Origin of the sequence: Stenotrophomonas daejeonensis (genome assembly GCF_001431505.1) — a bacterium.
Classification (GTDB): Bacteria; Pseudomonadota; Gammaproteobacteria; order Xanthomonadales; family Xanthomonadaceae; genus Stenotrophomonas; species Stenotrophomonas daejeonensis.
The window spans coordinates 1-13,159 of the sequence record NZ_LDJP01000022.1; the positions used below are offsets into that span (position 1 = coordinate 1).

12 protein-coding genes are annotated in these 13,159 nt (G+C 70.1%); all 12 read left to right on the top strand.

Annotated elements, in window-relative coordinates; genetic code table 11:
• Positions 1–676: ParB/RepB/Spo0J family partition protein (locus tag ABB34_RS04410; protein WP_057640043.1), on the top strand; the 676-nt coding region annotated here is incomplete at its 5' end.
• Positions 677–710: 34 nt separating this feature from the next.
• Positions 711–1,013 carry a helix-hairpin-helix domain-containing protein gene (locus ABB34_RS04415; protein ID WP_057640044.1) on the top strand — a complete coding sequence of 101 codons (303 nt, stop codon included), beginning with the start codon at positions 711–713 and terminating at the stop codon, positions 1,011–1,013.
• A gap of 167 nt (positions 1,014–1,180) precedes the next feature.
• Positions 1,181–2,146: an NAD-dependent epimerase/dehydratase family protein gene (locus ABB34_RS04420; protein WP_057640045.1), complete on the top strand. Its 966-nt coding sequence runs from the start codon at positions 1,181–1,183 to the stop codon at positions 2,144–2,146.
• Between the two features lie 69 nt (positions 2,147–2,215).
• Positions 2,216–2,938: a glycosyltransferase family 2 protein gene (locus ABB34_RS04425; protein ID WP_057640114.1), complete on the top strand. Its 723-nt coding sequence runs from the start codon at positions 2,216–2,218 to the stop codon at positions 2,936–2,938.
• 2 nt (positions 2,939–2,940) lie between these two features.
• Entirely contained in the window at positions 2,941–3,276 is a 336-nt protein-coding gene (locus tag ABB34_RS04430) for a lipid-A-disaccharide synthase N-terminal domain-containing protein (RefSeq protein ID WP_057640046.1), read from the top strand.
• Between the two features lie 94 nt (positions 3,277–3,370).
• Positions 3,371–5,176, top strand: coding sequence for a DUF885 domain-containing protein (locus ABB34_RS04435; RefSeq protein ID WP_057640047.1), 1,806 nt, complete (start codon positions 3,371–3,373; stop codon positions 5,174–5,176).
• 478 nt (positions 5,177–5,654) lie between these two features.
• Entirely contained in the window at positions 5,655–6,026 is a 372-nt protein-coding gene (locus ABB34_RS04440; RefSeq protein ID WP_057640048.1) for a hypothetical protein, read from the top strand.
• Positions 6,027–6,080: 54 nt separating this feature from the next.
• Positions 6,081–7,352 carry a TolC family protein gene (locus tag ABB34_RS04445; protein WP_057640049.1) on the top strand — a complete coding sequence of 424 codons (1,272 nt, stop codon included), beginning with the start codon at positions 6,081–6,083 and terminating at the stop codon, positions 7,350–7,352.
• The gene (locus ABB34_RS04450; RefSeq protein WP_083490060.1) at positions 7,349–8,356 is read left to right on the top strand and encodes an efflux RND transporter periplasmic adaptor subunit; all 1,008 of its coding nucleotides are present in this window, start codon (positions 7,349–7,351) and stop codon (positions 8,354–8,356) included. Before ABB34_RS04445 ends, ABB34_RS04450 begins: the two co-directional genes overlap by 4 nt.
• On the top strand, positions 8,346–11,552 hold the full coding sequence (locus tag ABB34_RS04455) for an efflux RND transporter permease subunit (RefSeq protein WP_057640051.1): 3,207 nt from the start codon (positions 8,346–8,348) through the stop codon (positions 11,550–11,552). The genes ABB34_RS04450 and ABB34_RS04455 overlap by 11 nt, the downstream gene beginning before the upstream one ends.
• A gap of 16 nt (positions 11,553–11,568) precedes the next feature.
• On the top strand, positions 11,569–12,213 hold the full coding sequence (locus tag ABB34_RS04460) for a cation efflux transmembrane domain-containing protein (RefSeq protein WP_057640052.1): 645 nt from the start codon (positions 11,569–11,571) through the stop codon (positions 12,211–12,213).
• Positions 12,214–12,268: 55 nt separating this feature from the next.
• Positions 12,269–12,949 (top strand): hypothetical protein, encoded by a 681-nt coding sequence (locus tag ABB34_RS15655; RefSeq protein WP_245625405.1) that lies wholly within the window; start codon positions 12,269–12,271, stop codon positions 12,947–12,949.
• Positions 12,950–13,159 lie beyond the last annotated feature (210 nt).

Genomic DNA, 13,159 nt, shown 5'->3' on the forward strand with positions numbered 1-13,159 from the left:
GGTGCGCCAGGTCGCCGGCGGCCGGTACGAGATCGTCGCCGGCGAGCGCCGCTGGCGCGCGTCGAAGCTGGCCGGGCTGGACGAAGTGCCGGTGGTGGTGCGCGAGCTGGAGGACCGCACCGTCATCGCGATGGCGCTGATCGAGAACATCCAGCGCGAGGACCTGAACCCGCTGGAAGAGGCCGAGGCGCTGCAGCGGCTGATCTCCGAATTCTCGCTGACCCACGCCGAGGCCGCGCAGGCGGTGGGCCGCTCGCGTGCGTCGGTGTCCAACCTGCTGCGCCTGATCGACCTGCCGATAGGCGTGCGCGTGCTGCTGGAAAGCCGCCGGCTGGAGATGGGCCATGCCCGCGCGCTGCTGACGCTGGCACCGGAACTGGCGACCAAATTGGCACAGGACGCCGCCGACGAAGGCTGGTCGGTGCGCGAGGTCGAGCACCGCGCCCAGCAGTTCGCCGCCGGCAAGGTGCCGGGCGCGCGCACCGCCAAACCGAAGCCGGCCGCGCCGCAGGCCGACATCGCCTCGCTGGAAACCGAGCTGTCCGAATCGCTGGGCACCAAGGTGGCGATCAACCACGGCCGCGGCGGCAAGGGCCGGCTGGTGATCCATTACACCGACCTGGATACGCTCGACGGCGTGCTGGAAAAGCTGCGCGCCCGCCCCCCGCAGGGCTGATGTTCCTTCCATCGTTCGAGGTACCTGCAAGGCAATGAACCCCACCAAGGTCGACCGCAATCACCTGTTGCGTCTGACCGACCTGCCGAATGTCGGGCCGGCCTGTGAAAAGGATCTGCGCATGATCGGGATCCGTGTCCCCGCGCACCTGCGCGGGCGTGATCCCTACGACATGTACGCGCAGTTGTGCCTGAAGACCGGCGTGGTGCACGACCCCTGCGTGATCGACGTGTTCCTGTCCATCGTGCGCTTCATGGCCGGGGAGGCGCCGCAGCCGTGGTGGGCGTTCAGCGCCGAGCGCAAGCAGGCTCTCGCAAAGGATCCAATGACGCTGTAGTCGCTGTGTCCTTTCTCCCTCCGGGAGAAGGTGGCGCAAAGCGCCGGACGAGGGTACGGCTGGAGCCACTTGCAACCGGATGTTGCGATGCTTCGCACCGGCCCTCTCCCCAACCCCTCCCCCGGAGGGGGAGGGGCCTGAATCCCGCAAACTCCCGGAACAAGCAGATGACCCTCCTCGTCACCGGCGCCGCCGGTTTCATCGGCGCCTACACCTGCCAGGCTCTGGCCGTGCGCGGTGAGCGCGTGGTCGGGCTGGACAACTACAACGACTACTACGACCCGCGGCTCAAGCGCGACCGCGTCGCCGCGCTGTGTCCGCAGGCCGACATCCGCACGCTCGACCTCGGCGATCGCGACGGCCTGGCCGCGCTGTTCGACGAGGTCCGGCCGACGCGGGTGATCCACCTGGCCGCGCAGGCCGGCGTGCGCTACTCGCTGCAGAACCCGCATGCCTACGTCGACAGCAACCTGGTCGGCTTCGTCAACATGCTGGAGCTGTGCCGCCATCGCGGCGTGCGGCACCTGGTCTATGCGTCGAGCAGTTCGGTCTATGGCGACTCGGCCACGCCGCCGTTCTCCGAGGACCAGCGCGTGGACCAGCCGCGCTCGCTGTACGCGGCGACCAAGGTCGCCAACGAGCTGATGGCCCACACCTACGCGCAGCTGTACGGCCTGCGTGCCACCGGCCTGCGCTTCTTCACCGTGTACGGCCCGTGGGGCCGGCCGGACATGGCACCGCTGCTGTTCGCGCGCGCGGTGCTGGCCGGGCGGCCGATCGAGGTATTCAACGAAGGCCGCATGCAGCGCGACTTCACACATGTTTCCGACATCGTCGCCGGTATCCTCGGCGCGCTCGACCATCCCCCGGAGGAGCCGGTGCCGCACCGGGTGTTCAACCTCGGCAACCACACCCCGGTGGAACTGGAGCGCTTCATCGAGGTGATCGCGCAGGCCGCCGGCCGCCCGGCACGCAAGGTCTACAAGCCGATGCAGCCGGGCGACATGGTGCGCACGATGGCCGACACCGCGCGGGCGAAGGCCGCCTTCGGCTACGAACCGGCCACGCCGATCGAGGTCGGGTTGCCGCCGGTGGTAGCGTGGTGCCACGATTATTTCGGCGCGGCGGCCTGACTCATCTCCCGTCAAGCCACGTGCTGGAAAATGCGCGGCTTCCCCTTTCTCGAACGCATGGATTCCGCGATGGACCTGCCCGCACTCTCGGTGGTAGTCCCCGTCTTCAACGAGCGCGACAACGTCGCCCCGCTGGTCGATGAAATCACCGCTGCGCTGCGCGGGTGGCTGCCGTTCGAGATCGTCTATGTCGATGACGATTCGAAGGACGACACCCTGCAGGTGCTGCAGTCGCTGAAAGCCGCCAACCCGGAGCTGCGGGTGCTGCACCATGCCAGCCAGAGCGGGCAGAGCACCGCCGTGCGCAGCGGGGTGAAGGCCGCGCGCGCGCCGTGGATCGCCACCCTCGACGGTGACGGCCAGAACGACCCGGCCGACATCCCGAAACTGCTGGCCGCGCGCGATGCCGCCGCGCCGCAGGTCAAGCTGTTCGCCGGCTGGCGCGTCAACCGCCAGGACAGCGGTTCCAAGCGCTGGGCCAGCAAGTGGGCCAACGCCATCCGTGCGCGCATGCTGCGCGACGACACCCCCGACACCGGCTGCGGCATCAAGCTGTTCGAGCGCGACGCCTTCCTCGACCTGCCGTACTTCGACCACATGCACCGCTACCTGCCGGCGCTGATGCAGCGCGCCGGCTGGAAGACCGTGAGCGTGCCGGTCAACCACCGCCACCGCACCGCCGGCGTGTCCAAGTACACCAACTTCGGCCGCGCCCTGGTCGGCATCCGCGACCTGCGCGGCGTGGCCTGGCTGATCGCGCGCAGCAGGCGCACGGCGGCCGAGGAACTGTGAGCATGGACGTCATGAACCAGTCGCTGCCGTGGCTGGAGTGGACCGGCGTGCACATGTCGCCGTGGAAACTGATCGGCCTGACCGGCGCGCTGATGTTCGGCGGCCGCTGGCTGGTGCAGTTCATCGCCTCCCGGCGCGCCGGCAAGCCGGTGATCCCGCGGCTGTTCTGGTACATGAGCGTGGCCGGCAGCCTGATGACGCTGAGCTACTTCGTGTTCTCGGCCAAGCAGGACGCGGTGGGCGTGATCCAGAACCTGTTCCCGGCCTTCACCGCGCTGTACAGCCTGCATCTGGACATCCGCCATCGCGGCTGGAAGCGCGACCGGGCGGGGCACTGATTCCGGCGATTTTTCCGCCTGAATCGGTCTAGGTCGGCCAATGGATTCAATGCGATGATCGGGGCAACCTGCCATTCATCCGGGGAACCCGACCGTGAAATCGCCGTTGACCGCCGCCATCCTGCTCGCCCTCGCCCTCGCCCTCGCCCTCGCCCTCGGCCTGGCTGCCGCGCCCGCTCTTGCCGCCACGCCGTCCGCGCCCGCCACGCTGGCCGCGCATGCCGCCGACGCGCAGTTCAAGGCGATCTACGAGAAGGAATGGGCCTGGCGCCAGAGCGCCGGCGGCGAGGCCGACGAGGACAGCGACGCCCCGGCCAGCGCCACGCATCTGCCCGACGTCGGCGCGCAGGCGCAGCAGGCGCGGCTGAAGGTGTGGGAGCAGGTGCTGGAGCAGCTCGAAGCCATCGACCCGGCCACGCTGTCGGCCGACAACCAGGTCAACTACGCCATCTACAGGTACCAGGTCGAGAACCTCGCCGACGCGGTGCGCCTGCGCACCTACGAGATGCCGTTCAACGCCGACTCCTCGTTCTGGTCGAACCTGTCGTTCATGGCCCGTCGCGAGATGAAGACCGCGCAGGACTACCGCAACTACATCGCGCGCCTGAACGACGTGCCGCGCTACTTCGGGCAGCAGACCGAGAACATGCGCGCCGGCCTGTCCCGCGGTTTCAGCGTGCCGCGCGCGGTGCTCGACGGCCGCGACGTGTCGATCTCGATGGTTGCCGAGCTCGAGGACCCGACCGGGTCGCCGCTGTACGCGCCGTTCAAGAAGCTGCCGGCGGGCATACCGGCCGCCGAGCAGCAGGAGCTGCGCGATGAAGCACGGCAGGCCATCGCCGGCAGCGTGATCCCGGCCTTCGCCGGACTGCTCACCTTCTTCCGCGAGGAATACGTGCCGCAGGCGCGCACCACCCTGGCCGCGGAGAAGATGCCCGGCGGCGAAGCGTTCTACCGCCAGCAGATACGCGAATACACCACGCTGGACCTGTCGCCCGAGCAGATCCACGCGATCGGGCTGGAGGAGGTGGCGCGCATCCAGAAGGAAATGGACGCGATCATCGACAAGGTGGGTTTCAAGGGCAAAAGCGCACAGACCCGCTTCGCCGATTTCCTCGAATTCCTGCGCACAGACCCGCAGTTCTACGCCAAGACCCCGGACGAACTGCTGTGGCGCGCGGCGTGGATCGCCAAGCGCATCGATGGCGTGATCGGCCGCTACATGACCCTGCCGCGCGCGCGCTTCACCATCGTCCCGGTGCCGCCGGACATCGCCCCGTTCTGGACCGCCGGCCGCGGCGGCATGGGCACCTACTGGCTCAACACCTACAACCTGCCGGCGCGCCCGCTGTACAACCTGCCGGCGCTGACCCTGCACGAATCCGACCCCGGCCACGCGCTGCAGGGCGCGCTGGCCGCCGAGCAGGGCGAACAGCCGGACTTCCGCCGTGGCGCCTACATCTCCGCCTATGGCGAAGGCTGGGGCCTGTACAGCGAGAAGCTGGGCGTGGAGATGGGCATCTACGAAACCCCCTACGAGGACTTCGGCCGGCTGACCTACGAGATGTGGCGCGCCTGCCGCCTGGTCATCGACACCGGCGTGCACCACTTCGGCTGGAGCCGCGAACAGGCGCTGGCCTACCTGCGCGACCGCACCGCGCTGAGCGAGCACGAGGTCACTACCGAGGTGGATCGCTACATCTCCTGGCCGGCGCAGGCACTGAGCTACAAGCTGGGCGAGATCAGCATCGTCAAGCTGCGCGCGCAGGCCGAGAAGGAGCTGGGCGACAAGTTCGACGTCAAGGCCTTCCACGACGCCGTGCTCAAGCAGGGCTCGGTGCCGCTGCCGGTGCTGGAGCAGCAGATCAAGGCCTGGATCGAAGCGCGCAAGAAGGCCTGATGCGCTGACGGGTAGTGCCGGCCGCTGGCCGGCAACCGCACGATGCCGGAATACCAAGGTTGCCCGCCAGTAGGTCGGGGCTATGTCCCCGACGGGCCGGATCGACATACCGGATCAAACCGGATCGACGAGCGCAGGCGGCCCCGGGATTGCTTGCGTCGGCCGCGTAGGGCCGACCTACGCCACTGATGCGCTGACGGGTAGTGCCGGCCGCCGGCCGGCAACCGCACGATGCCGGAATACCAAGGTTGCCCGCCAGTAGGTCGGGGCTATGTCCCCGACGTGCCGGATCGACATGCCGGATCAAACCGGATCGACGAGCGCAGGTGGCCCCGGGATTGCTTGCGTCGGCCACGCAGGGCCGACCTGCGCCACTGCACGATGTTGGAATGCGGGGTTGCCGGCCAGCGGCCGGCACTGCTTGGGCGCGTTCCCCTGCGATTGTGTAACGCGCGGTGCCATCGCTACCCTGCCGCGCATGCTCGCCTTCCTGCGCCGCCGTTCGCCGTTGCTGCTCCGCCTGCTGGTGCTGGTGGTGGTCGCGCTCGGCAGCGCCGGCGGCACGCTGGTGTCGGCCCTGGGCGAGCTGCATGCGGCGGGCCATGCCGACCACGCCGCCGCGCATGCGTTGCCGGCAGCGGATGCCCGCGACGACGATGACGGCGAAGCACGCTTGCTGCACCTGCTGGTCCACTGCGGCCATTGCCACGGCCACGGCGGCGTGTTGCCGTTCGCCGCGCCGGTGTGGGAGGTGGCGATGCCGCCGGCCGTGACCACGCCGACACCAAACGACGACAACTGGCGTCCGGCACCGCTGGAAAGCCTGCTGCGTCCCCCGATTCCGGCCTGATCCCGCGTCCGCGCTGCGGACGCCCCGATCCTTTTCCGAAACCGGAGATTCCCCATGTGGAAACGCCTGGCCGCGCTCGCGGCCCTGGCGATCGCGCCGTGCGCCTTCGCGCAGGCGCCGTCGCCGCCTGCACCCTTGACCCTCGACGAGGCGATCGGCCGCGTCGCCCGCCTCCATCCCGACCTGCGCCTGCCGGCGCTGCAGCGTGCCGCCGCCGAAGCCCGTCATGATGGCGCCGGCTTCAAGCCGCCGCTGGCGTTCGGCGTCGAAGTCGAAAATGTCCTCGGCACCGGCACCCGCCGCGGCTTCGACGGCAGTGAAGTCACGGTCTCGCTGGCCGGTGTTCTCGAACGAGGCGGCAAGCTCGACGCCCGCCGCGCGGTGGCGCAGGCCAACCTCGACGCCGTGGCCCCGCAGCGCGAGATCGCACGACTGGACCTGATGGCCGAAGTCGCACGCCGCTACCTGGCGGTCACCGCCGCGGACAACCGGCACCGGATCGCGCTGGACGATATCGAGCAGCGCCGCCGCGCGGTGCAGGCCGCGCGCCTGCGCCTGCAGGCCGGCGCTTCCCCCGCGTCCACGTTGCTGACCGCACAGGCTGCACTGGCGCAGGCCGAGCTGGACCGCGACCGCGCCATCGAGGCCGGCCGCGCCGCGCGGCTGTCGCTGGCCGCGTTGTGGAATGCGCGCGAGGCGGATTTCGACGCGGTCAGTGGCGATCCGCTGCAATTGCCGGCAGTGCAGGATTTCCGGCAATTGGCGCAGCTGCTGGCCGATACCCCGGAGCTGGCGCTGATCGCCGGGCAGGTGCGCGTGCGCGAGGCGCAGGTGCAGTTGGCGCGCAGCCAGCAGCGCGGCGACCTGTCGTGGCAACTGGGCGTGCGCAACGATCGCGCCAGCGGCGACACCGCGCTGGTCGGCGGTTTCAACCTGCCGCTGGGCGGCGCCCGCCGTGCCGCACCGGACATCCGCGCCGCGCAGGCGGAGTTGGCAATGACGGCGCTGGAGCGCGAATCCCGCGTGCTGCAACTGCACGCGACGCTGGCCGAAGCCCACGGCCGCTACCGCACCGCGCGATTGGAGGTGCGGCGCCTCGGCAGCGACGTGCTGCCGCAACTGCAGCGCGCCGAAAAGAGTGCGGAAACCGCATGGCGCGCGGGCGCGATCAGCTACCTCGAATGGGCGCAGCTGCAAGCCATGCGCATCGAAGCGCGGCAACGCCAGCTCGCCGCCGCGCTCGCCGCGCAAACCGCCCTGATCGAAATCCAGCGCCTGAGCGGGCAACCGCTGCTCGCCACCGCTTCCGAAGGAACCATGCCATGAAGGCCTGCCTGCCCCTTTCCCCGATGTTCCGTACCACCGTGCTGGCGCTGCTGCTGGCAGGCTTGGCCGCCTGTGGCGACCGCGCCGACACGAAGGGCGGAACCGCTGCGCCCGACGAACATGCACATGCCGATGACGGTGGCGATGCGCACGGCCACGGCGATGAACCTGCGGACGAACACGACGCCGAGCAGACCACCATCCCTGCCGCGCAGGCGCGCGCGGCCGGCATCGTCAGCGCCGCCGCCGGCCCCGGCACCATCGCCGACGAACACGAGGTGCAGGGCCTGCTCGCACCGATCGACGGGCGCATGGCGCAGGTCACCGCACGTTTCCCCGGCCCGATCCGCGCACTACGCGCCGACGTCGGCGATGTGGTGCGTGCCGGCCAGCCGCTGGCCAGCATCGACAGCAACCTGAGCCTGACCACCTACGCGATCAACGCGCCGATCTCCGGCGTAGTGTTGTCGCGGCAGGCGCAGGTGGGCGGCGTCGCCGGCGAAGGGCAGCTGCTGTTCGAGATCGGCGACCTTTCCAAATTGTGGGTGGACCTGCACATCTTCGGCAGCGACACCCAGCACATCACCGCCGGCGTGCCGGTCACCATCACCCGGATGACCGACGGCGTCAGCCAGGGCACGACGCTGGAGCGCGTGCTGCCGGGCACCGCAACCGCCAGCCAGAGTACGGTGGCGCGGGCCACCATCGGCAACGAAGACGGCCTGTGGCGGCAGGGCGCGGCGGTGCGCGCGCGCATCGTCGTGGCCAGCATGCCCGCCGACGTGGTGGTGCCGCTGGCCGCGTTGCAGAACATGGAAGGCCGCGACGTGGTGTTCGTGCGCGAGGGCGACACCTACCGCGCGCGGCCGGTCGTCCTCGGCGCGCGCGATGCCACGCAGGTGGCGGTAACGCAGGGTTTGCTGGCCGGCGAGCAGGTGGTGGTAGAGCAGAGCTACACGGTGAAGGCCGACATCGGCAAGGCGGGGGCGGGCCATGAACACTGAGCTTCCCGCGCGCGCCGGCCTGCTCGAACGCACCGTCGCCGCCGCCATCGCCCACCGCTGGCTGATGCTGGCGCTGACCGGGGTGCTGGTGCTGGCCGGCATCTGGAGCTTCACCCGGCTGCCGATCGACGCCACCCCCGACATCACCAACGTACAGGTGCAGATAAACACGGCCGCACCCGGTTACTCGCCGCTGGAAGCCGAGCAGCGCATCACCTTCGCGGTGGAGACGGCGATGGCCGGGCTGCCGCGGATGGAGAACGTGCGCTCGCTGTCGCGCTACGGCCTGTCGCAGGTGACGGTGGTGTTTGCCGACGGCACCGACCTGTATTTCGCCCGCCAGCAGGTGGCCGAACGCCTGCAGCAGGTGAAGTCGCAACTGCCCGAAGGCCTGGACCCGCAACTGGGGCCGATCGCCACCGGCCTCGGCGAAATCTTCATGTACACCATCGACGCCGACCCGGCCGCGCGCAAGGCCGACGGCACGCCCTACACCGCCACCGACCTGCGCACCCTGCAGGACTGGGTGATCCGCCCGCAGCTGCGCACCGTGCCCGGCGTCACCGAGGTCAACAGCATCGGCGGCTACCAGCGGCAGGTGCACATCACCCCGGACCCGGCCAAGCTGCGCGCGCTGGGCTTCACCCTGGAGGACGTGGTCGCCGCGGTGCAGGCCAACAACCGCAACGTCGGCGCCGGCTACATCGAGCGCAACGGCCAGCAGTTCCTGGTGCGCATCCCCGGGCAGGTCGCCGACCTGCAACAGATCGGCGACATCGTGCTCGACCGCCGCGAGGGCGTGCCGATCCACGTGCACGACGTGGCGGACGTCGCCGATGGCCCGGAGCTGCGCAGCGGCGCGGCCACCCAGGACGGCCATGAAGTGGTGATGGCCACGGTGATGATGCTGGTCGGCGCCAACAGCCGTGAGGTGGCGCAGGCGGTGGCCGCGCGCTTGCAGCAGGCGCAGCGCAGCCTGCCCGAGGGCGTCACCGTCACCGCCAGCTACGACCGCACCGCGCTGGTGGACCGCACCATCGCCACCGTGGCGAGGAACCTGCTGGAAGGCGCACTGCTGGTGATCGTGGTGCTGTTCCTGCTGCTGGGCAATTTCCGCGCGGCCTTGATCACCGCGGCGGTGATCCCGCTGGCGATGCTGTTCACCCTCACCGGCATGGCGCGCGGCGGCGTGTCGGCCAACCTGATGAGCCTGGGTGCGCTGGATTTCGGCCTGATCGTCGATGGCGCGGTGATCATCATCGAGAACTGCCTGCGTCGCTTCGGCGAACGCACGCATGCACTGGGCCGGGCGATGACGCGCGATGAGCGCTTCGCCGAAACCGCCAGCGCCACCGCCGAGGTGATCCGCCCCAGCCTGTTCGGCCTCGGCATCATCACCGCCGTCTATCTGCCGGTGTTCGCGCTCACCGGGGTGGAAGGCAGGATGTTCCACCCGATGGCGATCACCGTGGTGCTGGCGCTGGGCGGTGCGATGGCGCTGTGCCTGACCTTCGTGCCGGCGGCGATCGCGCTGTTCCTCGGCGGCCGCGTGCAGGAGCAGGAAAACCGATTGATGGCATGGCTGCGCCGGCGTTACCGGCCGCTGCTCGACCTCGCCCTGCGCCACGGGCGCTGGGTGGCCGGCGGTGCGCTGGCGCTGGTGCTTGGCTGCGGCCTGCTGGCGACACGGCTGGGCAGCGAGTTCGTGCCGACCCTCGACGAGGGCGACGTGGCGATGCACGCCATGCGCATTCCCGGCACCAGTCTGAGCCAGTCGGTGCGCATGCAGCAGCAGATCGAGCAGCGCCTGCTGCAGTTCCCGGAAGTGGCCAAGGTGTTCTCGAAGATCGGCACGCCGGAGGTGGCCTCCGACCCGATGCCGCCGTCGGTGGCCGACACCTTCATCATGATGAAGCCGCGCGGCGACTGGCCCGACCCGCGCAAGCCGCGCGCCGTGCTGCTGGCCGAGCTGGAGGCGGCGGTGGAGGCGCTGCCGGGCAACAACTACGAGTTCACCCAGCCGATCCAGATGCGCATGAACGAGCTGATCTCCGGCGTGCGTGCCGACGTGGCGGTGCTGCTCTACGGCGACGACCTGGACACGCTGACGGCCGTCGGCCGGCGCATCGAGAAGGTGGCCGCCGGCGTGCCGGGCGCGGCCGACGTGCGGCTGGAGCAGACCAGCGGCCTGCCGTTGCTGACCATCACCCCGGACCGGCGGAAGCTGGCCGGCTACGGCCTCAACCCGGGGCAGGTGCAGGCCACCGTCGCCACCGCGGTGGGCGGTGAGGTGGCGGGGCAGCTGTTCGAAGGCGACCGCCGTTTCGACATCGTGGTGCGCCTGCCCGAGGCCCTGCGGCAGGACCCGGCGGTGCTGGCCGACCTGCCGGTGTCGCTGGCGCCGGCGCTGGCCGGCGGCCAGCATGACGAGGCCAGCCGTGGCGCCAGTTGGCGCTCGGGCGCGCCGGCCACCGTGCCGCTGCGCGAACTGGCCAGCATCGGCACCAGCGAAGGTCCGAGCCAGATCAACCGCGACAACGGCAAGCGCCGCATCGTCGTCACCGCCAACGTGCGCGACCGCGACCTCGGTGGCTTCGTCGCTGAACTGCAGCGCGCGGTCGACGCGCAGGTGGCGCTGCCGGCCGGCTACTGGATCGACTACGGCGGCAGCTTCGAGCAGCTGATCGCGGCCGGGCAGCGGCTGGCGGTGGTGGTGCCGCTGACCCTGCTGCTGATCTTCGCGCTGCTGTTCTGGGCGTTCGGCTCGGGCAGGGACGCGGTCATCGTGTTCAGCGGCGTGCCGCTGGCGCTGACCGGCGGTGTGCTGGCCTTGGCGCTGCGCGGCATCCCGCTGTCGATCTCGGCCGGCGTCGGTTTCATCGCGCTGTCCGGGGTGGCGGTGCTCAACGGACTGGTGATGGTCAGCTTCGTGCGCCACCTGCGCCAAGCCGGCCACGCGTTGGACGCCGCCGTGCGCGAGGGCGCGCTGGGCCGCCTGCGGCCGGTGCTGATGACCGCGCTGGTGGCCTCGCTGGGCTTCGTGCCGATGGCCTTCAACGTCGGTGCCGGCGCCGAGGTGCAGCGGCCGCTGGCGACGGTGGTGATCGGCGGCATCGTTTCTTCCACCCTGCTGACCCTGCTGGTGCTGCCGGTGCTGTACCGCTGGCTGCACCGGCGCGACAATGCCGGGCCATGAACGGGGCGGAGGCGACATGAGCGACTGCTGCGGCTGCGGCAAGACGCTGGAAGTCGAGCGCATGCAGGCGCGGCAGCGGCGCGTGCTGTGGTTGGTGCTGGCGATCAACCTGCTCACCTTCGCGATGATGATGCTGGCGGCCTGGCACAGCGGCTCGGCCTCGCTGTTGTCGGGCAGCCTCGACAACCTCGGCGACGCGCTGACCTACGCGTTGAGCCTGGCGGTGGTCGGTGCCAGCGTCGCCGCCAAGGCGCGGGTGGCGATGCTCAAGGCGGTGTTCATCCTCTGTGCCGCGCTGGCGGTGGCGGCGGGCATCGGCTGGAAGCTGGCGCATCCGCACCTGCCGCTGTTCGAGAGCATGGGCATCGCCGCGCTGCTGAACCTGGCCGCCAACCTGCTGTGCCTGCGCCTGTTGTGGCCGTACCGGCAGGGCGACATCAACCTCGCCTCGGCGTGGGCCTGCTCGCTCAACGATGTCTACGAAGGCGGCGCGGTGATCCTCGCCGCGCTGGCGGTATGGGCCTTCGGCGCCGGCTGGCCGGACCTGCTGATCGCCGTGGCCTTGCTGCTGCTGTTCCTGCGCTCGGCCTGGCGGGTGGCGCGCGCGGCGTGGCACGAGCTGCGCGGGCAGGACGAGGGCTGCACCGGATCGGCTTCCTGAACGGGAGGACGTGCGGCATCCTGTCGTCCATCGCACGAGGAGAATGGGAAGCGCCATGAGAATGCGCTGGATCATCGTCCTGCTGTCGTCGGCCGTGGCTGGCAGCGCTGCTGCCGAGGGCATCTACATCGAATTCCTGTGGTCGAAGACGCCGCAGGGGGCCATCGCCCGGCAGGAGACGCGCCAGTTCCTCACCGAGGGCGGCCATGAACATCAGGTCTGCGTGGCCGCCAATGCGAAGGAAACCGACGTGGGCGGCCTGTGGGTCGAATTCCTCGACGCCGATGGCCGGCGGGTTTCGCTGGAGGAACATGCCGACTACCCAGGCACCAAGCGTTGCTACCCGGCCAACCTCGGCAAGGATGGCGCGCCGGGCGTCTGGACGGCCAGAGCCCGGCTGGGCGATGGCCGCGCGCAGGAAAGGACGGTCCGCGTCGATCCGCGCATCGAGGATTCGCCCTACCACCTCGAACGCGGCGTTCCCTACGTGGCCGGCCGGCCCAACTACGATGGCTCGATCCCGCCGGCCGAATGGAGCGGGCGATTGGTCTGGGCGATGGATGTGGACCCACAGGGCCGGGTGACCCATGTGGAGGTGGAAGTCGCCGAGGGCGTGGGCGAGCGTATCCGCGACCGTGCCATCGCCGCCGGCTACCTGAGCCTGTTCCCGCCGGACCCGGCGCGGGCGGCCACTCCGCTGCGTGCGCGGCGCTCGCTGTCCTTCGCACCGGAATAGGAAGCGAGGGCACCTCACGGCCTGCTCTGTGGACAACTTGCAAGGCGCCTTGCGCTGCCGCATAATGCGCGGCTCGCTGTGTCCGGTTCAGTCCGGGCGGCGGTGCCGGGAGCACGTCCCCGCACAGCCCAACGCCGGCGTGACCCTTGATTCCCATGACGTGTGGCGGGCGACCGCCGGGGCCGCCGTCTTTCTGGCCAAGGAAGACAC